The sequence below is a fragment of the Nonomuraea aurantiaca genome, assembly GCF_020215705.1.
Classification (GTDB): Bacteria; Actinomycetota; Actinomycetes; order Streptosporangiales; family Streptosporangiaceae; genus Nonomuraea; species Nonomuraea aurantiaca.
On the sequence record NZ_JAIWNB010000006.1, the window covers coordinates 346,072 to 370,335 of the forward strand.

19 protein-coding genes and 1 pseudogene are annotated in these 24,264 nt (G+C 66.2%); 5 read left to right on the forward strand and 15 right to left on the reverse strand.

Annotation, left to right across the window (positions count from 1 at the left end; translation table 11 throughout):
- Positions 1-45 precede the first annotated feature (45 nt).
- The 9 genes from LDL49_RS17750 to LDL49_RS17790 all read right to left on the reverse strand — a co-directional run bounded on the left by LDL49_RS17750 (position 46) and on the right by LDL49_RS17790 (position 8,962).
- Positions 46-1,002, reverse strand: coding sequence for an aldo/keto reductase (locus LDL49_RS17750; RefSeq protein ID WP_225292170.1), 957 nt, complete (start codon positions 1,000-1,002; stop codon positions 46-48).
- Positions 999-1,304 carry an L-rhamnose mutarotase gene (locus LDL49_RS17755; RefSeq protein ID WP_225292171.1) on the reverse strand — a complete coding sequence of 102 codons (306 nt, stop codon included), beginning with the start codon at positions 1,302-1,304 and terminating at the stop codon, positions 999-1,001. Before LDL49_RS17755 ends, LDL49_RS17750 begins: the two co-directional genes overlap by 4 nt.
- Positions 1,304-2,296 (reverse strand): ABC transporter permease, encoded by a 993-nt coding sequence (locus LDL49_RS17760; protein WP_225292172.1) that lies wholly within the window; start codon positions 2,294-2,296, stop codon positions 1,304-1,306. The genes LDL49_RS17755 and LDL49_RS17760 overlap by 1 nt, the downstream gene beginning before the upstream one ends.
- Positions 2,293-3,744, reverse strand: a complete 1,452-nt coding sequence (locus LDL49_RS17765; protein WP_225292173.1) for a sugar ABC transporter ATP-binding protein — start codon at positions 3,742-3,744, stop codon at positions 2,293-2,295. The genes LDL49_RS17760 and LDL49_RS17765 overlap by 4 nt, the downstream gene beginning before the upstream one ends.
- Before the next feature lie 29 nt (positions 3,745-3,773).
- A complete protein-coding gene (locus LDL49_RS17770; RefSeq protein ID WP_225292174.1) occupies positions 3,774-4,796 on the reverse strand; it encodes a sugar ABC transporter substrate-binding protein in 1,023 nt (340 codons plus the stop codon).
- Positions 4,797-4,875: 79 nt separating this feature from the next.
- Complete coding sequence (locus LDL49_RS17775) at positions 4,876-5,610, reverse strand: SDR family NAD(P)-dependent oxidoreductase (RefSeq protein ID WP_225292175.1); 735 nt, start codon at positions 5,608-5,610, stop codon at positions 4,876-4,878.
- Complete coding sequence (locus LDL49_RS17780) at positions 5,607-6,929, reverse strand: L-fuconate dehydratase (RefSeq protein WP_225292176.1); 1,323 nt, start codon at positions 6,927-6,929, stop codon at positions 5,607-5,609. Before LDL49_RS17780 ends, LDL49_RS17775 begins: the two co-directional genes overlap by 4 nt.
- Positions 6,926-7,771, reverse strand: coding sequence for a fumarylacetoacetate hydrolase family protein (locus tag LDL49_RS17785; RefSeq protein WP_225292177.1), 846 nt, complete (start codon positions 7,769-7,771; stop codon positions 6,926-6,928). Before LDL49_RS17785 ends, LDL49_RS17780 begins: the two co-directional genes overlap by 4 nt.
- A 588-nt stretch (positions 7,772-8,359) precedes the next feature.
- Positions 8,360-8,962 (reverse strand): TetR/AcrR family transcriptional regulator, encoded by a 603-nt coding sequence (locus LDL49_RS17790; protein ID WP_225292178.1) that lies wholly within the window; start codon positions 8,960-8,962, stop codon positions 8,360-8,362.
- Positions 8,963-9,065: 103 nt separating this feature from the next.
- On the opposite strand from LDL49_RS17790, the gene LDL49_RS17795 reads away from it, so the two are divergent.
- Both LDL49_RS17795 and LDL49_RS17800 read left to right on the forward strand, forming a co-directional pair.
- Entirely contained in the window at positions 9,066-9,839 is a 774-nt protein-coding gene (locus tag LDL49_RS17795; protein ID WP_225292179.1) for an SDR family oxidoreductase, read from the forward strand.
- Positions 9,840-10,387: 548 nt separating this feature from the next.
- A complete protein-coding gene (locus tag LDL49_RS17800) occupies positions 10,388-11,575 on the forward strand; it encodes a cytochrome P450 (RefSeq protein WP_225292180.1) in 1,188 nt (395 codons plus the stop codon).
- A gap of 555 nt (positions 11,576-12,130) precedes the next feature.
- Here the strand turns inward: LDL49_RS17800 and LDL49_RS17805 are convergent.
- Positions 12,131-13,003: an NmrA/HSCARG family protein gene (locus tag LDL49_RS17805; protein ID WP_225292181.1), complete on the reverse strand. Its 873-nt coding sequence runs from the start codon at positions 13,001-13,003 to the stop codon at positions 12,131-12,133.
- Positions 13,004-13,415: 412 nt separating this feature from the next.
- Complete coding sequence (locus LDL49_RS17810) at positions 13,416-14,132, reverse strand: class I SAM-dependent methyltransferase (RefSeq protein ID WP_225292182.1); 717 nt, start codon at positions 14,130-14,132, stop codon at positions 13,416-13,418.
- A 157-nt stretch (positions 14,133-14,289) separates the two neighbouring features.
- Here LDL49_RS17810 and LDL49_RS17815 point away from each other — a divergent pair, with 157 nt between their 5' ends.
- The 3 genes from LDL49_RS17815 (at position 14,290) to LDL49_RS17825 (ending at position 16,234) form a co-directional block, all read left to right on the forward strand.
- Positions 14,290-14,754, forward strand: a complete 465-nt coding sequence (locus LDL49_RS17815; protein WP_225292183.1) for a hypothetical protein — start codon at positions 14,290-14,292, stop codon at positions 14,752-14,754.
- Positions 14,755-15,339: 585 nt separating this feature from the next.
- Positions 15,340-15,900 carry an RNA polymerase sigma factor gene (locus LDL49_RS17820; protein ID WP_225292184.1) on the forward strand — a complete coding sequence of 187 codons (561 nt, stop codon included), beginning with the start codon at positions 15,340-15,342 and terminating at the stop codon, positions 15,898-15,900.
- Positions 15,893-16,234 (forward strand): hypothetical protein, encoded by a 342-nt coding sequence (locus LDL49_RS17825; RefSeq protein ID WP_225292259.1) that lies wholly within the window; start codon positions 15,893-15,895, stop codon positions 16,232-16,234. The genes LDL49_RS17820 and LDL49_RS17825 overlap by 8 nt, the downstream gene beginning before the upstream one ends.
- A 187-nt stretch (positions 16,235-16,421) precedes the next feature.
- On the opposite strand, the pseudogene LDL49_RS59180 reads toward LDL49_RS17825, so the two are convergent.
- The 4 genes and pseudogenes from LDL49_RS59180 to LDL49_RS17845 form a co-directional block, all read right to left on the reverse strand.
- A pseudogene (locus LDL49_RS59180) lies at positions 16,422-16,964 on the reverse strand (type IV toxin-antitoxin system AbiEi family antitoxin); the annotation flags it as partial.
- A 676-nt stretch (positions 16,965-17,640) separates the two neighbouring features.
- Positions 17,641-17,862: a hypothetical protein gene (locus LDL49_RS17835; RefSeq protein ID WP_225292185.1), complete on the reverse strand. Its 222-nt coding sequence runs from the start codon at positions 17,860-17,862 to the stop codon at positions 17,641-17,643.
- Positions 17,863-17,870: 8 nt separating this feature from the next.
- Positions 17,871-22,991, reverse strand: a complete 5,121-nt coding sequence (locus tag LDL49_RS58390) for an RHS repeat-associated core domain-containing protein (protein WP_225292186.1) — start codon at positions 22,989-22,991, stop codon at positions 17,871-17,873.
- Positions 22,988-24,058, reverse strand: a complete 1,071-nt coding sequence (locus tag LDL49_RS17845; RefSeq protein ID WP_225292187.1) for a hypothetical protein — start codon at positions 24,056-24,058, stop codon at positions 22,988-22,990. Before LDL49_RS17845 ends, LDL49_RS58390 begins: the two co-directional genes overlap by 4 nt.
- Positions 24,059-24,264: the final 206 nt, after the last annotated feature.

Consider the following 24,264-nt stretch of genomic DNA (forward strand, 5'->3'; position numbering starts at 1 on the left):
TGCCGCGGTTGAGGGCGGCGTGGCCGGGACGTTCAGCGATCCACGCTAGGCCGGCCGCGAGAGAAGCCCCTCGGCCTCCAGTTCCGACCACAGGTTGTCGGGCACCGGACGCTCCCAGAGCGCGGCGTTGGTCGCCACCTCCTCCGGCGAGCGGGCCCCGATGACGATGGAGGCGACCGCCGGGTGCCGGAGTGGAAAGGCCATGGCCGCCTGCGGGAGCGGCACGCCGTATCTCTCGCAGATCTTGGCGATCCGTCTGGCGCGGTCGAGCACCTCGGCGGGGGCGGGCTCGTAGTTGTAGGTGCCCCCGGGGGTGGAGGTGGCCAGCAGGCCGCTGTTGAAGACGCCCGCCGCGAGCACGCGCACGCCCCGTTCGACGCAGGCGTCCAGCAGCGGGAGCCCCGACTGGTCGATCAGCGTGTAGCGGCCGGCCAGCATGACCACGTCGATGTCGGTCTCCTGGACGAAGCGCAGCGGCACCTGCCACTGGTTCATGCCGACGCCGATCGCGCCGATCACGCCCTGCGAGCGGAGCTCGGCCAGCGCCGGGTACGCCTCGCTGATCGCCTGGTCGGCGTGGGCGTCCGGGTCGTGGATCAGGGCGATGTCGACGCGGTCCAGGCCGAGCCGGGCCAGGGACTCCTCCAGGGATCTCCGCACGCCGTCGCCCGAGAAGTCCCAGACGCGCTCGAAAGCGGCCGGTACGTCGAAGCCCTGTTCGTCGCGGCCGCCCGAGGCGGAGGGGACCAGTAGGCGGCCGACTTTGGTCGAGAGCACGTAGCCCTTGCGGTCGGCGAGCGCGGCGCCGAGACGGCGTTCGGACAGGCCGACCCCGTAGTGCGGGGCCGTGTCGAACAGGCGTACGCCATGAGACCAGGCGGCGTCCACGGTCGCGCGCGCCTGCTCGTCGCTGACCGCCTCGAAGAGGCCGCCGATCGGCGCCGCTCCGAAGCCGTGGCGAGGCAGTTCGATCATGTCGTTCTCCAGGTCACCATTCGTCACGTCATCTCCCAGACCAGCGCGAGCCCGCCGGCGCCCTTGTCGAACTCGCCGTCGAGCAGCCGGTTCATCTGGATCTGCCACGCCTGGTCGGCGGGATCGTCCTTGAGCGCCGCCTGCAGCGCGGCGTAGTCGTCGACCTCGACGAAGTGGAACAGGTCGAGTCCGTCGCGGAAGATGCGCCAGGAGTGCACGCCGTTGGCCCGCATGACCGCCTCCAGCTCGGCGGGGATGCTCGCGTGCTCCCGGTCGTAGGTCTCCTCGAATCCGGGCTTGAGCCGGGTACGCAGTGCGATGCGTTCCATCAGTCCTGGGCCTTTCCGCCGGCGATCCGGCTGATGATGAGCGCGATCAGGATGATGCACCCATAGACGACCGGTTGCCAGAAACCGGAGACGCCCTTGAGAGTGAGGATGTTCTGGACCAGGCCGATCACCAGCACGCCGGTGAGCGCGCCGAGGATCGTGCCCTTGCCGCCGTCCATGCTGACGCCGCCGATGACGGCCGCGGCGAACACCATGAAGATCCAGCCCACGCCCTGGTTGGAGCCGATGGCGCCGAGCCGGCCGGTCTCCAGGACGCCGGCGAGCGCGGCCAGCGTGCCGCCGAGGATGAAGACGCCCCAGAGCACCCGGTCCACCCGGATGCCGGCCGCCCGCGCCGCGTCGGCGTTGCCGCCGATCGCGTACAGCGAGCGTCCGAGCCGGAAGTAGCCGAGTCCGACGATGCCCGCCGCGAACAGCACCGCCGCGATCCAGATCGCCGCCGGCAGGCCGAGCCAGATGGCGCTGCCCAGGTAGAGAATGGAGTCGGGCAGCTCGAACAGCGTCTTGCCCTCGGTCGGGCCCAGCTGCAGGCCGTGCACGATGATCAGCATGGCCAGCGTGACGATGAACGCCGACAGCTGAAACTTGATGATCAGAAACCCGTTGAACACCCCGATCGCCGCCCCGATCAGCAGGCAGAGCGGGATCACCAGCGGCCCGGGCAGGCCGAGCCCGAACCCGCCGGCCGACGCCGGGATCACCAGCATCACCGCGATCGCCGGAGCCATGCCGACCGTCGACTCCAGCGACAGGTCGAACTTGCCGGCGATCAGGATCAGCGCCTCGGCCAGCACCAGCAGCGAGATCGACGCCTGCTGCTGGAGCACGTTCGTCAGGTTGCCGACGGATAAGAAGATCGGGTCAAGGAACGCGCCCACGACGAGCAGGATCAGGATCACCGGCACCAGCGTGAGGTCCCGGAACCTGGCGAGCCGCACCCTCGGGGTCGGCGCGGTCAGTGTGGTTGTCACTCTTCAATGCCTTCCATCACGGCTACGAGCTCATGGTCGGTCCACCCACGCGGCACGTCCTTCACGACCCTGCCGTGGAACATCACCAGCACCCGGTCGCAGATGCGCAGGTCGTCGAGCTCGTCGGAGACCAGCACGGCCCCCGCGCCCCGCTCGACCGCGTCCTCGACGGCGCCGAGCAGGGCCTGTTTGGCCTTGACGTCGACGCCCGCGGTCGGGTTGATCACCACCAACGCGGCCGGGTCGTCGACCAGCGCCCGCGCGAACACCACCTTCTGCGCGTTTCCGCCCGACAGATCGCCGACGGGCTGGTCGGGCCCCTCGGTCTTGATGTCGAGGTCCTCGATCAGTTGCAAAGCCTTGTTCCGGCGTCTCGCCGGTGAGATGACGCCGTACCTGCCGAGCTTGCGGGCGATCGGGAGCGTGCCGTTCTCCCCCACCGAAAGCAGGGGGACGAAGCCCTCGCGGTGGCGGTCCTCCGGCACGAAGCCGAGGCCCGCGCCCAGGGCGGCCGTTACGTCGCCCGGCCTGACCTGGGTGCCGTTGACCGTGACCGAGCCCGAGTCGGGTTTGCGGAGGCCGACCAGGGTTTCGGCCAGGCCGACCTTGCCGCTGCTGCCGGATCCGGCCAGGCCGACCACCTCGCCGCTCCTGACGGCCAGGTCGACCGCCTGGAAGCGGCCGGCCAGCGACAGCCTCTCGGCCGACAGGACCACCGCGCCGTTCGCGGCGGCGCGCGTCCTGGCCTCGTACGCCGCCGTGGCCTCGCCCGTCATCGCCGAGACCAGCTCGTCGTGCGGCAGTTCGGCGACCGGTCTGGTCATGACATGCCGGGCGTCGCGGAAGACGGTGACACTCTGGCAGATCTCGTACACCTCATCGAGATGGTGGGAGATGTACATCATCGTCACGCCCTGCTCGCGCAGCGCCCGCATGCGGGTGAACAGCCGCTCGATGGCCGGGCCGTCCAGCCGGGCCGTCGGCTCGTCGAGGATGATGAACCGCGCGCCGAACGACAGCGCGCGGGCGATCTCCACGAGCTGCCGCTGTTCGACGTTCAGGTCGCCCGCGAGTGCCTCCGCGTCGACCTCCACCTCGTACGTGGCGAGCAGCTCGCGGGCCTTTGCCCGGAGCGTCCGCCAGCTGATCATTCCGCCGGTGGTCTGGCGGTTGAGGAACAGGTTCTCGGCGACGGTCAGCGCCGGGATGATCGTCGACTTCTGGTACACACAGGCGACCCGCTGCCGCCAGGCGTCGCGGTCCGCGAGGGCGGGCGCCGCCTCTCCTGAGAACAGCACCTCGCCCTCGTCCGGCCGCTGAAGCCCGGTGAGAATCGACACCAGGGTGGACTTTCCCGCGCCGTTCCTGCCGACGAGCGCGTGGGTCTCCCCCTCGGCGATCGCGATGCCCGCGCCGTTCAGCGCCGTGGTGGGGCCGAAGCGCTTCACGACATTTCGGGCTTCAACATGATTTTTCATTACTTGACCTGGTTGCCCCATAGGTTCTTGTCGTCGACATTGTCCTTGGTGACGAGGGGGGCGGGAAGCTGGTCCTCCAGGCCGTTCGGCAGCTGGATGATCGTGCTGTCGTGGTCGGTCGGTCCCGGCTTGAAGGTCTTGCCGTCGATCGCCGCCTTGGCATAGAAGAGGGCGTACTTCGCGTACAGGTCAGCGGGCTGCGACACCGTGGCGTCGATGTCGCCCTTGCGGATCGCCTCGAACTCCTGCGGGATGCCGTCGTTCGAGACCACGAACACGTGCTTGGCATCGGTCGGCGGGACGAGCAGCCCCTTCTGCTTCAGCACCTGGAGCGTCGGGGCTAGATGCACGCCACCGGCATGCATATAGATGCCCTTGATATCCGGGTTCTGCTCCAGCCTGGTCTGCAGCATGGACGCGGCCTTGCTGCCCTCCCACTCGGTCGGCTCCTCGAAGACCGTGATCCCGGGGAACTTCGTCTTCATGCACTCGCGGAACGCCTCGGCCCGGTCGCGCCCGTTGATCGAGCTCAGGGAGCCCATCAGCTGGACGACCTTGCCCTTGCCGCCGAGCTTCTCGCCCAAGAACTCGCAGGCTTTCGTCCCGTACGCCCGGTTGTCGGCGCGTACGACCATGTAGACCTGGCCCTTGTCCGGCCGGGTGTCGACGGTCACGACGGGGATCTTCTTGTTCGCCAGCGTCTGGAGGGTCGTGGCGATCGCGCCGGTGTCCTGGGGAGCCATCACGATCGCCTTGGCCCCTTGACCGGTCAGCGCCTGAACGTTGTTGACCAGCTTGGTCACGTCGTTCTGCGAGTTGGTCGCGGGCATCAGGTCGACCTTGAGCTCGCCGGCCATCTGCGGGACGTACTTGATGTAGGAGTTCCAGAAGTCGGAGTCGGCGCGCGGGTGGTCGATGCCGACCTTCCCGCCGCCTCCTCCGGCTTCCGTCTGACCTCCGGAACCGCACGCGGTGATGACCGCGAGGAGGGCCGCGCCTGCGGCTAAAGGACCGAACTTCATGGTTGGGGGGTTCCTTTGCTCGAATGCCTCTGCTTGACCGGCCCTCGACTGGCTTGGTCGACCGGTTCGACCGGCCCGCTTAGTTGACCGGCCGGAGCCGCAGCCCTTGCATGCCGCCGTCGACCGCGAGCGAGGTGCCGGTCGTCGCGCCGGCCTCGGGCCCGGCCAGGTAGGCGATCGCCGCGGCCACCTCCTGCGCGCTGACCAGGCGGCCCATCGGCTGCCTGGCGTTCAGCGCCTTCCTCTCCGCCACCGGGTCGTCGGCGGCGTCGAGCAGCCTGCCGACCCACGGGGTGTCCGCTGTGCCAGGATTGACGCAGTTGACCCTGATGCCCTCCCGTACGTGATCCGCCGCCATCGCCAGCGTGAGCGACAGCACCGCGCCCTTGGTCGCGCTGTAGAGCGCCCGGTTCGGCAGGCCCGCGGTGGCCGCGATCGAGCACGTGTTGACCACCGCCGCGTGCTCCGACTTCCTCAGGTACGGCAACGCCGCCCGGGTCACGCGGACCATGCCGAACACGTTGACGTCGAACGCCTTCTGCCACTCGCTGTCGGGGTTGTCGGCGACCGTACCCTGTGCCCCGATGCCCGCGTTGTTGACCACGATGTCGATGCCGCCGAGCCGCTCGGCCGCCTCGGCCACGGCGGCGCGTACGCCGACGTCGTCCGTGACGTCCACCTTGATGCCGATGAACGGGTCACCGGGCGGGTTGATGTCGAAACAGGCGACCTTCATACCGCGCTCGACGAGCAACGTGGCCGTGGCGAGGCCGATACCGGCTCCGCCGCCCGTGACAATCGCTTTGAGACTCATGCGTCCCTCCAGACCTCGCCGCCGGGGAAAGTGTGGGCGGCGATCGATTCGGGGTGCATCGCCGCGCTGAAGCCCGGCGCGCTGGGGGCGGCGTAGCGGCCGTCCTGGATGACCACGGGGTCGACGAAATGCTCGTGCAGGTGGTCGACGTACTCGATCACCCGGTTGTCCATCGTGCCGGTCACGGCCACATAGTCGAACATCGACAGGTGCTGCACCAGCTCGCACAGCCCGACGCCGCCGGCGTGCGGGCAGACGGGGATGCCGAACCTGGCCGCGAGCAGCAGGATCGCGATGTTCTCGTTAACACCGCCGACCCGGGCAGAGTCCAGTTGCAGGTACGAGATCGCGCCGGCCTGCAGGAGCTGCTTGAACACGATCCGGTTCTGCACGTGTTCGCCGGTGGCCACCGGGATGGGCTTGATGCCCGCGGCGATGGCGGCGTGGCCGAGGACGTCGTCGGGGCTGGTCGGCTCCTCCACCCAGTGCGGGTTGAACTGCTGGAGAGCGTTCACCCAGTCGATGGCCGCGCCCACGTCCCAGCGCTGGTTGGCGTCGATCGCGATGGGGAAGTCGGCCCCGCACACCTCGCGGGCCACCCGGAAACGTCGGATGTCGTCGTCGAGGTCGGCGCCCACCTTGAGCTTGATCTGGCCGAAGCCGGCGTCGAGCGCCTCCTTGCACAGCCGGCGCAGCTTGTCGTCGTCGTAGCCGAGCCAGCCCGGGGAAGTGGTGTAGGCGGGGTACCCCTCGCGCTTGATGTCCTCGACCCGCTGCGCCTTCCCCTTTTCCGCTTTTTTCAGGATTTCTAGGGCCTGTTCGGGCGTCAGGGCGTCGCTCAGGTACCGGAAGTCGATGAGATCGACGATCTCCTCGGGGGTCATCTCGGACAGCAGCCGCCAGAGCGGCTTGCCCGCCCGCTTCGCCTTCAGATCCCACAGCGCGTTGACCACGGCGGAGATCGCCATGTGCATGACGCCCTTCTCGGGGCCCAGCCAGCGCAGCTGCGAGTCGTAGACCATCTCCTTGTACAGGGCGCCCAGGTCCTCGACGTCCCGGCCGATCACGTAGGACTCGAGGGCGCTGATCGCCGCGGTCTGCACGTCGTTGCCGCGCCCGATGGTGAACGCGAACCCGTGCCCCTCGTAGCCGTCATCGGTTTTGAGAACCACGTAAGCGGCGGAGTAGTCGGGGTCGGGGTTCATGGCGTCGGAGCCGTCGAGCTCGCGGGAGGTGGGGAAGCGGATGTCGTGCGTCTCCAACTCCACGATCCGGTAGCTCTTTTGCCGGAAGCTCTTCTGTCCGTCGGGAGTCGTCATGCCTGGCCCACCGTCTGGCGCTGGCGGCCGAGCCCCTCGATCTCCAGCTCCATCACGTCACCCGCGCGCAGGTACGGCTGGCCGGGCATCCCCATGGCGACCCCGGCCGGGGTGCCGGTGTTGATCACATCACCGGGATCGAGCACCATGAACTGGCTCAGATACCGGACGATCTCCGCCACATCGAAGATCATGTTCTTGGTGGCGCCGTCCTGGCGCACCTCACCGTTCACCGACAGCCGCATGGTCAGATTCTGCGGGTCGGCCACCTCATCGGCGGTCACCAGCCAAGGCCCGAGCGGATTGAACGTCTCGCACGACTTGCCCTTGTCCCACTGGCCACCCCGCTCCAGCTGGAACTCCCGCTCAGAGACATCGTTGGCCACCGCGTACCCCGCGATGACGTCGAGCGCTTCCTCCCGACTGCCCAGGTAGCGGGCCCGCTTACCGATGATGACGGCCAGCTCCACCTCCCAGTCGGTCTTCAGGCTGTTCCGCGGTACGAGCACCTCGTCGTAGGGGCCGACCATGGTGTTGGCGGCCTTCATGAACACGACCGGCTCCGCCGGAACCTCCGCTCCGGACTCGGCGGCGTGGTCGCTGTAGTTCAGCCCGATACAGACGATCTTGCCTGGCCGCGCGACCGGAGCTCCGATGCGCAGCCCCTCGGCCGCGATCACGGGCAGCGCATCACGTTCGAGCGCGTCGCGGACGCGCGCCACTCCCCCGGAAGCGAGGAAAGCCCCATCGATCTCGGGCTCTCCGATGTCGCGCAGGTTACCGGCGCCGTCCATCACCACCGGACGCTCCTGGCCGACAGGTCCTACTCGCAGCAGCTTCACACCGCATCCTTAAGTTATACATCGGATGTATCTAGCATGATGCTGGTCGGCCTGGGTAGGGCCTGTCAAGCCTCCACGCGCGATACATCGGATCCATAGAGGTCGAGAGTGGCGCTGAAGTCGCATTACAAACGGTTGCAGGAGCGAGCTTCGCCCACCCTTTGCGCGATGGGCCACTGCATGGCCGTCACAGACATCGGATGGGCGCCGTTCCCCATCCCGGACTCCTTTCACCTGCGTAACGGGTTGATCCTCGGAGGTCTAGCATAAATCGCCGGGCGAACCGGGGCTCACCCACCTCGCAGCCTTCCCCATCCGCCTCCACCACAAGCCCCACTTAACGGGTAAACCCCCGCCAAAGCCCCTCAAACACCCGATGAATCCCCACAATGCCCCACGTACGACACCATCCCCCATCCCTCACGACCAGCCCTCCCCCACTCCCGACCCTCACCCTCGCAACCCAGCGACGCCACCAACCACACCAACCCCAAAACCGAGGACTGTCCGGCAAACGGTTGGAATCCCACCGCAGGCGGTGATCGCTTTATCACTCCAGCCGTAGGTCGTTTTCTTGCCGGGCGGCGATCAGCCTTGCGCTGGGGGCCAGGCGGCCAGTGCCAGTTCCGCGGTTTCGGTGAGCTCCGTGGCCGTGGCGCCGTCGCGGGCCCGCTGTGACATGCCCTGGATGATCGCGGCGAAGTAGGCGGCCAGGGCGCGAGGGTTGGCTGCGGCGGATAGCTCGCCTTGCCGCTGCGCGGTCGTCAGGCGGGTTTCGAAGGCGGCCAGGTTCGCGTTGCGGAGGTCGCTCAGGAATGTCGAGATGTCGGCGTCCTGGACCGTGACGTTGGTGGCGGCGCTGATGGTCAGGCAGCCGGCCGGGTGGGAGGGGTCGGGATAGACGGCGGCCGCCTCGCGAAGGATGCGGCGGAACGCGCCGTGGGCTGTGCGCTCCTCTTCCAGGGCGGTGCCGATGAACGCACCGACGGGAGAGAGCCCGTAAGCGTGGACGACCTCTTTGAACAAGGATTTCTTATCCCCGAACGCCGCATACAGGCTGCCGGGTTTGATGTCCATCGCCCGGGTCAGCTCGCCGATGGTGGTGGCCTCGTAACCGTGCTCCCAGAACAGTCGCGTCGCGGCTGCCAGGGCCGTCGTGCGGTCGAACGCCGGTGGCCGTCCGCGCTTCACGCCTGGTCCATTCATGCCCTTGATTTTAGAGCGAGCGCTCAAGAAAGCGTGCTACGTTCATTCTTGAGTCATCGCTCAAGAAATGGAGAGGCGGTCAACAGCCATGGCAGCAGAAGCACTTGAAGGCAAGGTCGCGCTGGTCACGGGCGGCAGCCGAGGCATCGGTCGGGCCATCGCCGAACGACTCGCCCGGGACGGTGCCGCCGTCGGCGTCGCCTACGCCCGGGACGAGACGGCGGTCGACGAGACCGTCGAGCGAATCCGGAAGAACGGGGGGCTGGCCTTCGCACTACGCGCCGAGCTGGGACGGCACGGCGACGCGAGGCGCCTCTGGGCCGCCTTCGACACCGCGGGCAAAGACCACGCGTCCGACGGGAAGCTCGACATCATCGTCAACAACGCCGGCATAGGGCGCAGCGCGGCGCTGGCCTCGTTGACCGAGGACGGCTTCGACGAGATCTTCGCCGTGAACGTGCGTGCGCCGTTCTTCATCGTGCAGCAGGGGCTGTCGCGCCTGCGTGACGGAGGCCGGATCATCAACATCTCCAGCGGTGCGGCCCGCCTGGCCATGCCGGAGATCATCGCCTATGGCGCCACCAAGGGCGCACTGGACACCTTCACCCTCAACCTCGCCAAGGAGCTCGGCCCAAGGGGCATCACGGTCAACTCGGTGGCCCCCGGGATCGTCGACACGGATGTCAATGCGGCCTGGCTGCGGGGCAATCCGGAGGCCGAGGCACACGCGGCGTCGCTGGCCGCCCTTGGCCGGGTCGGACAGCCGGAAGACGTGGCCGACATCGTAGCCTTCCTCGCCTCCAACGACGCGCGCTGGGTGACAGGCCGGGTCATCGACGCGACGGGAGGTGCCGGGCTGTGAGTTGTTCGGTGCGTCTCTTCCATGGTCCCCACCCTCCACGGACCGTCACAGGGACTGAGACGGTCACGCGACAGACCTCCCGGAAACCATTGGAGTCAGCGCGCCAGGGACCACCAGACCTGAGCAGCAGAGGGAGCCGGAAGCGAGCCAAGCGGCGCCGACAGACACCGCAGCCCAGCAACCGCATGGCAGGACGAGAGACGGACGGCGCCGTACACACGCCGAGACGAACGAAAGGACCGCCAGGGAGCCTGGAGAGAGCCGTGGGACAGCACCCCAGGGAGAGCTGAGAGAGAGCTGAGAGAGCAAGAGCGGGGCCGCTGGACGGATGGGCGGACAGGTTGGCATGATCACGGACGAGCAGACAAGATGAGTCGGCCTCAGGCATGACAGAGCCGGCCTGGGGGCTCAGGTGGGCTGGAACGGCAGGGGGATCGGGATGATGGCGGGGCGGGCGGTTGACTGAGGCCGCAGCACGTAATAGAACACGTTTCAATAAGGTGCTTAACCAAGCGCTTGATCACTCCACAGGCCCGAGGTGAGCTCGAGTGCATATTGACCTCGTCGACCAGGACCATTACGCAACCTCCGGCCCGCCACACGAGCAGTTGCGCTGGCTGCGCGACAACGATCCCGTACACCGGCACGAGGGCGAGCCCGACTTCTGGGCCGTCACCCGATATGACGATGTCGTACAGGTGTCCCGGCGCTCGGACCTCTTCTCCTCGTCCAGGAAACTGGCACTGTTCAACGAGGTCACCGAGGACCAGCGGGCGCTCCAGCGGCTGATGATGCTCAACCAGGACCCACCGGAGCACACGCGGCGGCGCTCGCTGGTCAACCGGGGGTTCACACCGCGCACGATTGGAGCGCTCGAACAGCACATCCGGGATATCTGCGACGACCTTCTCGACAAATGCTCGGGCGAGGCGGACTTCGTCACCGAGGTGGCGGCTCCGCTGCCGCTCTACGTGATCTGCGAACTGCTCGGCGCCCCGGTCGCGGACCGGGACAAGATCTTCAACTGGTCGAACCGCATGATCGGCGCGCAGGATCCCGACTACGCCACCTCACCGGACGAGGGCGGCGCGGCGGCCATGGAGGTGTACGCGTACGCCAACCAGCTGGCCGCCCAGCGCAAGGCGAACCCGCGCGACGACATCGTCACCAAGCTCATCCAGCCCGACGAGAAGAGCGGTGAGACGCTCGGGGAGGATGAATTCGACCTGTTCGTCCTCCTGCTGGTGGTCGCCGGCAACGAGACCACCCGCAACGCGGCCTCCGGCGGAATGCTCGCCCTCTTCGAGCACCCCGAGCAGTGGCAGCGACTGGTCGCGGACCCCACGCTGGCGAGCACGGCGTCCGACGAGATCGTCCGGTGGGTGTCACCGGTGAACCTGTTCCGGCGCACGGCCACGGCGGACGTGGAGCTGGGCGGCCAGCAGATCGCCGAGGGCGACAAGGTCGTGGTCTTCTACTCGTCGGCGAATCGGGACACCTCCATTTTCCCGGACGCCGAGGTATTCGACATCGGCCGCAACCCGAACCCGCACATCGGATTCGGCGGCGGTGGGGCACACTTCTGCCTGGGCAATCACCTGGCGAAGCTGGAGCTGCGGGTGCTGTTCGAGCAACTGGCCCGGCGGTATCCCCGGTTGCGGCAGACGGGAGAGGCACGGCGCCTACGGTCGAACTTCATCAACGGCATCAAGGAACTGCCAGTCGTCATGGACTGATGCTGCATGGGCTGATCGCCGGCCAGCCGGCCCTTTTGGCCGGCTGGCCGCCGTGGGAGATCGCGAGCCGGCCGACCCGTAGCTGGTGAAGAGATTGACTTTCCTGATGCTGAATAGTGCCCCCAACGGCCAGCGGACATACCCAAGAGGCCTCACCACTCGCAGGTCAGGGCTCTACTGGTATTCGCCTCGGCTCCATTTGCCGACGAAAGCCCGCTTCCATGGCTTTGGGCCGATGTTCGGCATGTTGTCGGTCCTGGCCGAGCCGATCGTGGCCAACACGATGGACTGGTCTCCGCCCGTACCCGCGGCCGGGTCGGCGGACGCCGGCCCAAGCTCACTGCCGACCAGGCCGCCCTCGCCCAGGAGCTGTACGACACGCGGGACAAGACCGTCCAGCAGATCACGGTGTGGTGTTTGTCGTGGGTCGTCCTAGGTCCCGAGCTGTCGGTCTTCAGGATGAGTTGACGGATTTCGCGTTGTGGCCGGCGGAATCCGTCCTTCCTTACCTACATGTCCGGGACCACGCCCCGCCCCGTCCCGGTGCAGGCTGATCTAGCCCGCGAGGATTTTGTCCCAATCCACCGTCTTGGCCCACTCGGCGTAGCTGTGCCAGCGCACGGTGGGGTATTTGGCATGCAGAGCCTCGATGTCAAGGAAGTCGGTGTTGTTCTCGAAGTTCTCGAACATCGCGGCCACCCCCTCACCGGCCCACTGCCGCACCATATCGAGTGGCATCTGCTGGTAGGGGATCTCCCGGCCGAGCACCTCGCTCAGCATCCGTGCCGCTTCCTGCCCGGTGACGCGGTCGGAGGCGATGTCGATCCGCTCACCGACGAACTCGTCGGGGTTCTCAACGGCATGTACGGCCATACCTGCAATGTCCAGGACGCTCACCTGGTCGAGCGGCTTGCCGGGAGTAAGTGGGTTGGCGAGTATGCCTTCCCCGAGCCGGCTGAAGCCGAGGTTGAGCACGTTCTCCATGAAGTACACCGGGCCGAGCACCGTCGCCCGCACCGGCTGCTCGCGCAAATAGGCCTCGATGAGCTGTTTGCTGTCGGCGTGGCCGATGTTGGTGGCCACGAGCCGGTCGCCGCCCCGCACGGAGGAGTAAACCAGGTGGATGTCGAGGCGAGCGGCGGTGTCGATGAGCAGACGTCCCTGCGCGACCTCCGCGTCCTTGCCGCCCTCGCCGAACGGCACCGAGAAGCCGAAAACCGCGTCGGCGCCTGTGCATGCCTTCTGGAGCCCGTCGGGATCGGCGAGGTCGCCGGTGGCGAGTTGCGCTCCCTGGGCAAACAGCGCCTTCGCGGCGGGCGACTCCACCGAGCGGACGTACGCCACCACCTCGTGACCGCGTTCCAGAAGCAGGTCGGCGACCGCGCCTCCCTGATTGCCGGTGGCGCCGATGACGATGACTTTGGTCATGACAACATCTCCATGGTTGGGATGAGATTCGATCCACGACATGCGGCCGCGTTCCGACCGGCCCAGCCGGCCGCACCGCCCCGCCATCAGCGATTCTGGGACCCCAACCACAGTTGAGGTCAAGCGCCGACCAACCTGAACGTTGTCTTGAACCCCAAGAGCGTTCGTCGCTCAGAACGGATCACCTGACTGTTGACCCACCGGCCCCGACCCGAGGTCGATGACGATGCAATGGATCCGATGCCCAACTATCTGTGGGGCTGGATGAGGAGATGGAACGCGGCGAACGGCCGCAGTACCAACCATCGGCCGCATTAGAAGCGGAACCGCACGATGCGACTGGACCGCTTCATGCCCGGCAGCAGGTTCAGGAGGCGGTACATGCGGCGTGTCCTCGCGGGCGCCTTGGCCATCAGCACCGGCGAGTCGAACATCGGCGTCTCGTCGACGTATTCGAGCCGCGGGTGCCAATCGGCCGGCTCCGCCGGGTCGTTGAAGCCGCAGTGGAACTGGGTGCCGTATTTGCGCAGCGTGGGATCCCATTTCGAGATGCGCCACGCCCAGACCGGCACCGTGTCGAACTGTATTTGGCCCGTGGGGAAGGCTCGACGACGCTGGTCAGCAGCCGCCGGACGTCGGTCTCGGTCAGGTAGGGCACCAGTCCCTCGGCGATCACCAGCACCGGCCGCCCGCGGGGGATGCGTTCCAGCCAGGTCAGGTCGGTGACGCTGGAGTCGATCAGGGTGTAGTGCTCGCGCGGCGGCAGGAATTGTCGCCGCAGCTCGATGACGGAGGGGTAGTCCAGGTCGTACCAGTCGACGATGGCGGGTGGGTCGATCCGGTACACCCGGGCGTCGAGGCCGCAGCCCAGGTGCAGCACCACCGCGTCGGGGTGATCGGCGAGGAAGCTTCGGGCCCAGTCATCGTGAGCCTTGGTGCGCACCACGGCGGCAAGGCCCATCTGGCTGGTGCCGAATCTGCGCTTGTCGTAGCCGGGGTCGAGGCGGCGCATCGCCTGCTCGGCGTATTCGTCGCCGAGGATCGGGTCCGGCAGTCGGTTGTCCAGTGCTTTGGCCTTGAGGACGGGGCTGAGGGTCTTCTGCACTCCGACGAGATCGGTGTCTTTCATGGCAGTTAAACTAAACCTTTAGGCAGTCACCAACCGATGATCACGCGTCGTGACCGACCGAGAACATGGCCCCGGTCGACCGAAGGCCCTATTTCCCGATCCCCGCTAAATGTCCGGCGGCTGTCCTGGTCTCCGCATTATCGGATGCTGGAAGGTCATGAGTAGCGGCGGTTTCGTGTCATCTCAGACCATCGCCATTCTGACTGGACGACCCACGCAGCTTTCTGTGGAAACGAGATCGAAGTCCCGCCGCTCCGTTCGCCGGAGCATTATCGGCGCAGCCCTCGGCGTGCTGTTCGCCGGCACGGTCGCGACCGTCGGCGCGTCACCCGCGTTGGCCGAAAACGACGGCTGGATGTGGATCGGCGTAAGTGCCGACAATCGGGTCGGCGTCCAGCAAAACTCCGGCAATAACGGGACCTACCACATAGACATATGGTACGCCTCGAATGGTGCACGGTACGGCGGAACCGGTGACTACCAATACAGAGGCGGCACCAAGGGACAGAAGTTTTGCTCGCATGCGTCAGTCGCCGGCAAGCGGCTCTGCGCCAAGCTCTGGTATTACAACCCTAATACCGCCGACTGGGAATCTCACGGCTCCCCCTGCCACACTTACTGATACCGGCGAATACATAGGACATGGGTTGCCCTAGCAACCTGAAACGGCCTGCCAGCCCGCATCCGGACATGCTGGCAGGCCGCTCTCCTTACCAACGACGGCAAATCCCGCCATGGATGGCCACAGTCGCTCGGGAATGGGGACATGCAGTGGATGCTCGGCGGCTGCGTTTCGCAAGGCGTGAGGCCCCAGCGGACGCAGTCAAGGGCCGTGCACTCCCGGGCGGTGAGGCGAACGCCCCTATGCTGCGTGATGTCGTCGTCGGGGAAATCCGGCATCGTGCGAGGTTGCCCCAGTCAAGGCGTGGGCGGCCAGGCAGGCTGGACGTTGTGGAGGTACGCGACCCGGCCGGTGTCGGCGGCGGTCAGGGCCGCGCGTAGGCGCGTCCACACGCACGGGCGGAGCCGCTGCCGGCCTTGGGGTGCAGGGTGAATCCTTTGATGAGGTTCGCGCCTCTTATACCTGTACCGACAACAGCGTCGGGACAGGTTCAGGAGGTTGTCATGCTCGTAGGTATCGCCGTCGTGGCGGCTGTGCTCTTGTGCGCGTGCACCGTCGTGGTGCTGCGTCGGCGGAGTCGTTCGCGTGGCTGAGGTGAGTTGGCCGGTTGAGCAGCTGGTCGTCGCCGCACGGGATGGCGACGTCGAGTCGATCGCCGCGTTGGTGTCCGGCGCGCACCCGCACGTGCAGCGATTCGCCCACCTGATGTGTGCCTCGCCGGAAGATGCGGAAGACGCCGCGCAGGAGGCGTTGATCATCCTGTACCGCAAGATCGGGACGTTGCGGGCGTCCGGGGCGCTGGCGTCGTGGATGTTTCGCATCGTCCGCAACGAGTGCCTGCGGCGATCGCGGCTACTGGTACAACGCCACGAACCGGTCGTGGACGCCACCGTGTGGTCGGCCGAGGAAGAGGTACTGCAGCGATTGGAAGCCGGCCGGGTGGCGGCGGCGATCGCTTCTCTGCCCGCCGATCAGCGGCGCGTTTTGATCATGCGAGACGTTCTCGGCTATCGCGGACGGGCGGTCGCCGACGCGCTCGGCCTCAGCACCGCCGCGATGAAGTCGCGCTTGCATCGCGCCCGCGCCACGGTGCACCACACGCTGCAGGGCACGCCTGGCACAGCTATGGGAGACAACGATGACTGACGATCGCAGCTTTGCCAGCGCCTCTCTGCCGCGGCACCTGGTGCGCGGCGTGATGGGGTTCGGCGCGCTGGTCGGTTCGGTCGCCCTGATTCCGGTGGTCGGACTGGGTGGCTTGCTGCTCGCGCCGGCTGGTCTGCTCGCCCTGCGAGGGTGTCCGACCTGCTGGGCCATCGGTTTGATCCAGACCATTTCGATGGGCCGGGTACGGCGCTCCTGCATAGATGGCCGGTGTGAACTGACCGTGGCCCACTCTGCTGGATCGCACCGCGCCGCCAGTGCAGCCGCCGAGCAAGAGCGTTTCGCCAAGCGAGAGGCTCGCCGGTCTGGTGGCTGATGTGGTGTGGTGTACGGGCGGCCTCGCCCGCGCCAGGTAACCGTCGGCGTCGGCGGGCGGCTCTGATGCGGGCGAGGATGCGGATCGTCTGGCGGGCGCCTGGTTGCCAGCCTTGCTGGATGAGGGTGTCCGCCACCTGGTGGAGCAGGTCGGCGGTCTGGCCGGGGATGACGTCCCGGCGGACAACGATGACCCGCCAGCCGCGTGCACGCAGCTCTGCGCGGCGCTGCTCATCGCGGAGTTGGTCGGCGGCCGACGTGTGGTGTTGCTGACCGTCGTATTCGACCGCCACCTGGAACTCCGGCCAGCCGAGGTCGAGGTAGGCGAAGCGATCGTCCGCCAGGGCGACACGGACCTGGGTGGTGGGTCTGGGCAGGCCGCCGTCCACGAGGATCACGCGCAACCAGCTCTCCCGGGGTGAACCGGCGCCCCGGTCGGCCAGGCTGAGCGTGTCGCGTAGGTGCCAGGAGGTGGACTGGTGCCACAGGGCCTCCAGGTCCACTCCGTGACGGAGGAACTGGTCCAGGGCGGCCACAGCCTCCAGACGGGGAAGCCAGCGGACGCAGTCGAGGGCCGTACGCTCCCGGGTGGTGAGGCGGACGCCCTTGTGCTCTGTGATGTCGTCGGCGGGCAGGGTGGTCACGTGGGTGACACAGCCGGGGATCGCCAGGTGGCCGGGGGCGATGAGCTCCACCGGCCAGTCATCTTCGGTGGTGGCGAGGCTCAGCACGTGCAGGCCCCAGATGTGGGCGGCTGTCCGGCGGCAGGCGACCGCCTGGGGGGGCCGACCGTGTGACGCGCCGGGTCCGCTCCGCCAGAGAGGGCTGCGGGGAGGAGATGGTCGGTGGGGAGGGCTCAGGGTGAGGGTCGTTCACACCGTCCAGGATGGGTGAGGGACCGGGCTGTGGTGGGCGCCGAATCGGGTTCTGTGGATGGACGAACATCTGTCCACGGCGCCTGAGGACGGACAAGCCCACCTATGCACAAAGCACCACAGCACCCGAGGGCAAACACCTGCGGACGAGCACCCAGCGGCTACGACGAGGACGCCCACAATGCCGGAAGAACGTCGGTGGCGAGCCGTTCCCTTTTCGCCAGGGATGTATCCGTCGAGTTATGGGGTTGCCGCCGCTGAAGGCGTAGCGGTTGGCGGTCCGGGGATCGAGGGCGAGGGCACCGAGGCGCCGTTGTAAGTGTCGAGGTTGAGGAAGCGGTCCAGACTGGCGTTGTAGTCGCGGGGCGACCGCCCTGCTGGCGCTCAGGCGGCGCGGCCCATCAGCCAGGAGATCCACAAGACGGGGGGCGTTACTCATATGTGACTCGCTGTGACTCTCGCTCAGGGAGACACGGTCGGCCTGGTGGTCGAGCCGAGATGGCTCGGCTCGACCATGCATGGATCGCCGAGATCAGCGACGACGTCTATTCCGGCGGTTCCAGGAGACCGCAGCGAACATGGCCGCCAAGGCCAGCAGCACAATAATCAGCCCAACATACAGCAGCAGTTGAACCATGACGCTGGAGTTTGTGCCGCCGGTTACGCGCATGACGATAGAAGTGACGATCATGGCCAGCCCGACTAGATCAAATGCTAGTAGCGCATATCGCAGCTTCGGATTTAATTTCTCCATAGAACTCTCTACTGATGGGTGATGTAGCCGAATGGAAAGCCGTTTTGCACACCGAAGACTATTTTTATGCCTTTGTCCTCGGTGCTGTCCAGAGCATGCTGGAGAGCCCATTTACTCAGTCCCGTTAGAGCGCCTCCCACGGTGCATCCTGCTGCAATTGATCCCGTTACGGGGGCGCTTGGCGGGGCAAAAAACGCCACAGCTCCCGATATTCCAGCACAGACGCCGGCGATCGCTGTTGTACCGTCCAGTGCGTCGATCAGCTTCTTCGCGTGCGCTCTGTCCAGATAGATATTGCAGTAGTTCTTGGTCCCGTACCATCCTTGAGCGACACCGCATATCCACCCGTTTTGATTTCCCTTCTTTCCTGTGACTTTACCCGTCTTTTTTGGCTTCGTCTTTTGGCCATCGAGATCGAGATTGTTGATCGGGTCTTGACTGGCGTATTCGTAGGGATTGTCACTGCCTCCCATGACGGGGTCGGTCTGAAGGAAGCGTCCCGTTGTCGGGTTGTAAAGGCGTGCCCCCATGAGAATAAGACCGGCGAGGCTGTCACCGCTGGAGCGTTGGTGGAGGCCGAGCCAGCCATATCGCCCCGGGTCGCTGCTGCCGGTCTTCCGCGGCCCGTACTCGGTGTAGCCGAAGTAGGCGGAGACGCCGGCGTTCGCGTTGTTGTCGCAGGTGGCGACGACGTCCCCGTGCAGGTTGGTAAGCGTGAGCTGGGCGCCGCCGCCGCTGCGTTCGACGGCCGCCAAGCTGGCGAAGGCGGTGATGTTGCGGGTCCAGTTGCCGTCAGCCTCGACGATCCAGGAGGGGCTGTCGCTGCCGCCAGTGTAGTGGTTGACGATCGTGCCGAAACTGCCCGTTTGCGTGGCGGTGTTGATGGTACGGATCCGGCCGCGGGGGTCGAGGCCGTAGGTCTTGGTCGTGCCACTCTGGGTAAGGGAGGCGACCATGTCATTGGCGTGGTAGCCGATGGTCAGGTTGGCTCCGCCGGTTACGTCCGCAGCGGGCACCATGGTGGTACGGCCGAAGGTGTCGTAGACGTATCCGGTGTTGATGATGCGGTCAGCCGTGTCGAAGCTGCTGGCCTTGGTGACGGGCGTGGTGCTGGTGGAACAGTCGCCGCCGGCATCGCCTGGGAAGGCGTCAAGGCTTGTGCGATTGCTGTTGAGGTCCAGCTTATATTGGCGCGTGGTGCATGAGCTGTTGGTAGCATCCATGCTCTTCGTGAGGCGTCCGGCGCCGTCGTAGGTATAACGCTGGGTGCTGCCCAGGTTCTCGTCGGATTGGACCACCTTGCCGCTGATGTCACTGGCGTCGTGGTAGGCGAGCCAAGGTGTGGAGCCCTTGGCGTAGACGACACTGCTGTGGAATCCCGCGCTGTCGTAGCCGTGGGTCGCGGTCAGCCCGTTCGGGTAGCCCTGTACGGCGAGTTTGCTGTCGCCGGTGTAGGCGGCGGTGAAGGTTCCCACCCGCTCGGCGGTGATGGCGGTGGGCAATCCTCGGCGTTCGGCGCGGCCAGCGGCATCGGTGCCGTCGTAGGTATAGGTGGTGCTGCCTTTGGCATCGATGGTGGAAGCCAGTTGCCCGTCGAGGGTGTAGCCAATGGTGGTGGCGTTGCCGTCGGCGTCGGTGGTGGCGGCCAGGCGTCCGAAGTTGTCATAGCCGTTTGTGAGCGTGAGTGTCCCGGCTGTGACGCCTGTGCGAAGGCCGGTGGCGGGGTCGTAGGAGATGGTGCTCTGGGATACTGGGGTGCCGCCTTCGCTGGCGGGGGTCACCTCCACCTTCGTCTTGGACAGACGTCCGGCCGTGTCGTAGGTCGTGGTGGCCGTGCGTACCGTCGTACCGACTGCTTCCACAGTACTGGTGGCATCGCCGTAGTAACCGTAGGCGATAGTGGCGACCGGAAGCGGTTTACCGGTCGGCTGCGACACGGGGGCGCGCCGACAGGCTAAGCCCGCCCATTGCGGCTTGTTGCCGCACGCGGTCACCGCCGGATGCGCTCCTGCGGTGTAATAGGCGGTTGCCGTCGATCCAGCGTCGTTGCCGGTCGAGGTCGGCTGCCGACGCTCGATTTCTCGCCCGGCCGCATCGTAGCGCGTCTTCTTGACGATGTCGGTTTGGCCGGGCATGACCGTGGTGGTGCTGATGGGCTGGCGCAGATTCCAGCCCGACGTGTCCCCGGACGCAACCGGGTCGTAGCCGGTCTTGATCGTGCGCACGTCCGCCGCCGCGGGGATGGCGCTGCCGTCCAGCACGATGGGCTCGGTTTTGGTCGTGGTGGCCAGGTGGTACACAGTCGAGGCGGAGGGTTTGCCCTCGTCATAAGTGGTGGACGTGTGCTTGCGCGTGGAGACCAGGCTGCCGTCAGCTAATTGCGCCTGCCTGGCCGGTTCCGTCACTGTCAGCGGGTCGCTATCGGCATTGAAGGTACTGATTGTGGAGAGTAGGTTGGCCCGCTCTACCGAGCTGGTGCGTCCGGCCACATACGAATCAGTGTCCACGCTGGAGATGAGGGACTGGGCACGGTTGCCGGGCGTCAACTCCCATACCGTGTTGCCCTTATCGTCATAGCGGGTCGTAGCGATCTGCCACGCCCCCGCTCCGAAGGAAGCGATGTTGACAGGGCGTCCGTTGACGTCTGTATAGACGAGTCCCCCGTATTCCCAATCACCAGATACAGGAGTGTAAACGCCGCCTGAACCTCGGGCTGGCACGTGAGAAGCGGGAAACACCGCCGCACCCACCACCGGCAGATCCGTTGCCTGGCCCCACTTCGCCGTTTGCGTCACCGTAAGGTCGATTGGCGCTCCTGTACCGCCGATGGGCACGTCGTAGGCGACGGCCTGGGTCGGGTCGGTGTCGCCGCCTTCTCTCTGTACGTTCGCCAGTCTGCCGCGAATGTCGTACTCCATCCGCCAGGGCGCCAGCCCAGGTGGAGTGATCTGTGAGATGCGGCCTTCGCCGGTGTAGTAGTAGACCGTGGACAGGCTGGTGCGCGGGTCGGTGACCTGCCGCAGGCGCCCTGTCGAGTCGTACAGGTAGGAGGCGAGCACGGTGGTCTTCATCGCGTTCGATTCCGGGTCAAACGCGGTGAAGGACACGGTCTTGGCCTGGTCCTTGAAGTCGCCCCAGCCGGAGGCGACGCCAGTGGCCGTGGTGGAGGGCGCGTAGGACAGTTCGAGTGCGCGGCATCCGGCCTGGAGTATGTCACAGGTCACGCCTTTGGCGGTGGGTGCCAGGATGCGGGTGATGCGGCCCTGGAAGTCGCGAAAGTACAGAACGGTGGACTCTTCGGCGGGGCCTTGCGTGCGGGCGACGACCCAGCGGCCGTTGAGCCGCGTGTAAGTGGTCTTGGCGCCGGTAGCCTCAGTGACGGTGAGTTGCTCCCCGTTGAGGTTCATCCCGACTCGCGAGCCGTCTGCGGCGTCTCCCACCCCGGCGAAGGTGTCACCGTTGCGGAGGTAGGTCAGTGTTGATCCATCGGCTCCGGTGAAGGTGAGAGTGTTCTGTGATCCGTCGCCCAGCGGTTCGAACTCGGCGACGCTTGACGGCGCGGAGGGGAAACCTGCCCGCCAGTCGGGGCCGAAGATCTTCCACTCGTCGACCGGGCCGGGCTCGTACAGTGGGTTGGTGGAGTCGGTGATCAGGCTGGTGTGCGTGCGGGACACGGCGATGCCGAACAGGCTCGCGTCGGTGCTATTGATTGCGTAGTCGCCGGTCTGCAGGGCCACGGTTCCTGGGCCGACCTCGGCGGTCGCCTGGGAGGGGTTGAAGGCCGACTGCTGCACGGTGATGACAGCGGGCTTGGTGCAGGCTTCGGTCTGTCCGGCGCCGCCGAAACAAGCGCGGATCTCCCAGCCGCCCTCGATGAATCTCCTGCCTGCGCCTCGAACGGTCTTGAGCACGTCCCAGGTCAGGTCGGCGAAGTTCTTGGTGGTGTCGGTCCGCATTTGCGGCCAGCTCCCGATCGGGGTCGACGAGCCTGCTGGCATGACGTCGGTGGTAGGGATGGGCTTGAACATGCCCATGTCCAGGTACTCGTACCGAACCGTGGTCCTGCTCCCGGCCGCCGCGGTCGACAGGGTCACCTGGCGTTGGACGACTGCCGACGGCTTGGGACTGACGAATCCTCCCTGGCCGATGCCGAAGCTGTAGGTGGCCACTGTCGAGGTATTGTGCGCGTTGTCGCGGATCTTCACGTACAGCGTGTGCCATCCGTCGTTCACGGTGGGCATCGCCAGCGACTGGTTGTCGTTGACCTCGGAGTCGACCCTCGAGAGTTGAACGATGTTGAAGGCCGCCGGGTCGTCCAGGCTCCACAGGTAGGCGTTGTTGCCCTTGAGACCGCTGACGGCGCAGGACTTTGCCTGCTGGTCGTCGCCGACTCGCGGGTACCACGTATCGGCCTTCACATCGCAGCTGATCGTAGGCGCTGGCGGAGCCGTTGCGTCGATCGCCACCTTCTGCCAGGCGGACCAGGCGGAGTAGCTGGTGCCGTCGAATGCGCGCGCTCTCCAGCGCAGTTTCTGCCCATCGGTAAGTTTCCCGGCAGGAACGGTGATCTTCGCTTCAGTACCCGAGGTCACGCTGTCCACGCTGCCCGACCACACCAGCCCGGCGCCCTGGTTGGCATCAGGGTCATGCTCGACCTCGTACTCGGCCCGGATCAGCCCTCCATCAGGATCCCGCACGTCGGCAACGAGCGTTGGGGATGTGGCGTTGGTGTACACCACACCATCGAGCCCGGTGGCTATAGGTGCTGTCCTCAACTGGCCGGTGAACGGTGTCGAGCCGAAGGTGATGATCAGCTTGGGTGGAATGCCACCGGTTCCGGCGTCTTCAGAGGCGTCGAAGACGCGGTCGTACTGATTCACGAAGGGGGTCGGGCTTTCGGTGGCCAACCGCAGCATGACGCCGTACGACGAGGCGCCGCCGGCCCAGGCGCGCGCGATGTCGGTGAGGTTCCACGTCCATGTTCCCGACGGGACGCTCCCAGGCGATGTGCAGGTGCCGGGCTCACGCGCTGGCTGTTCGCCCTCCGAGGTCGCCGTGGTGGACCAAGTCGGACTGCGATCACTCCACACGCTGGTGATGCGCTGGGCCTTGACGGTTTGTCCCGTCACGCATCCCCAACCACCCCCGCTTTGCAGCTCAAGCCGCGATCAGTGACCACTTGACTCGTCAGTGCGCTGGTATCGAACTTCAGCAGTCCACGGGTGAAAGTCCGGGCGGTGTCGCTGTCGCTGTTGCCGACGGTGAGGCTCTGACTAAACCCGCCTTGGGAGAACACCGTCATGTCAGCCAGGAGCGGCAGCGTCGTGGTGGGGTCTACCGTCACCGGGTAGGTGGTGTCCGGGTCAGCGAGGAACTTCGGGTCGGGCTTGAGGACGAGCGTCTGCTGGTCCCCATCGGCAATGACCTCGGTATCGATCGCTCCAAGCTTGGCGGTGGGTTTGGCCTTCCCAGTCGGTGCTGCCGATTCTTGGGCAGGCAGACTCGTTGGGGTGTCGTACATGACCGGTTCAGAGGCCGAAGCGACGGTCTTGCCTTTGGTATCGGTGAGCTGCAGCCCGCCCTGATCGGTCTCGGCGAGCTTCAATCCCTCTGTCTTTATTTTGATCTTGTACTCGACGGGTCCAGTCGGACGTTCGCGTAAAACGACGTCGTAGCGGAACCCAGTCGGTAGGGCAGTAACAACGAGGTCGCCTCCAGGGCCTGCGGCGTCGAAGTAGGTGGCCCTATTGGCCTCCACCTTTGGGACCGGCAGTGGGGCAGGCCAAGTGAGGGCGTAAGACTGCTTGTCGGAACGCTCCAGTACGGCCAGACGCTTACCCTCACCTCCACCGGAGAACGTGACGTTGGCGAGCGCGGCCTTAGGCTTGAGCACCCCATCTTTGGCGACAAGGTTGGTGTCGATGGCGGTCCAGGCATCGCCTTGCTTGACTCTGACCGGCCCGCTGGAGGCTTCCAGCGTGATAGTGCCATCGGGGTTGGCGTAGGTCAGCGTCGTCTCGGTGGTCTCCGCGGCGACCAGGACGCGGCTTTTTTGCAAGCGTGCGGATAAGGCCGCCGAGACACGGTCGGGCCGCTCAGTGACAGGCTGAGCTTTGAGTGTCGTGGGGGTGGGAGCCGCGGGTGAAAGGATCGCAGCTTCGGCCGCATGGCCGGTGGAAAAGAGCAGCGTGGCCACCAGCCCTATGGTGAGGGCCGTTCGGCACCTTACTAGCCCGGTTTTGGGCATGGCAAGGCCAACCTTGTGGGGGATGTGCACCCGACCTCCGTAAGTAAAGATCAGAAAGGCAATCGGATGCTAGGTCAACATCGAAATTGATGATAGAGGCAGATTTGTCGCGAATGGCTTACGCAGCGCAATATCCCGCCTTCGTCAGCCAACCG

Bases quoted from the DNA above. Each gene is read 5' to 3' on its own strand.
- LDL49_RS17795 (WP_225292179.1), top strand. From the start codon at position 9,066: ATGGCAGCAGAAGCACTTGAAGGCAAGGTCGCGCTGGTCACGGGCGGC.
- LDL49_RS17770 (WP_225292174.1), bottom strand. From the start codon at position 4,796: ATGAAGTTCGGTCCTTTAGCCGCAGGCGCGGCCCTCCTCGCGGTCATC.
- LDL49_RS17780 (WP_225292176.1), bottom strand. From the start codon at position 6,929: ATGACGACTCCCGACGGACAGAAGAGCTTCCGGCAAAAGAGCTACCGG.
- LDL49_RS17805 (WP_225292181.1), bottom strand. From the start codon at position 13,003: ATGACCAAAGTCATCGTCATCGGCGCCACCGGCAATCAGGGAGGCGCG.
- LDL49_RS17810 (WP_225292182.1), bottom strand. From the start codon at position 14,132: ATGAAAGACACCGATCTCGTCGGAGTGCAGAAGACCCTCAGCCCCGTC.
- LDL49_RS17775 (WP_225292175.1), bottom strand. From the start codon at position 5,610: ATGAGTCTCAAAGCGATTGTCACGGGCGGCGGAGCCGGTATCGGCCTC.
- LDL49_RS17755 (WP_225292171.1), bottom strand. From the start codon at position 1,304: ATGGAACGCATCGCACTGCGTACCCGGCTCAAGCCCGGATTCGAGGAG.
- LDL49_RS17825 (WP_225292259.1), top strand. From the start codon at position 15,893: ATGACTGACGATCGCAGCTTTGCCAGCGCCTCTCTGCCGCGGCACCTG.
- LDL49_RS17815 (WP_225292183.1), top strand. From the start codon at position 14,290: ATGAGTAGCGGCGGTTTCGTGTCATCTCAGACCATCGCCATTCTGACT.
- LDL49_RS17835 (WP_225292185.1), bottom strand. From the start codon at position 17,862: ATGGAGAAATTAAATCCGAAGCTGCGATATGCGCTACTAGCATTTGAT.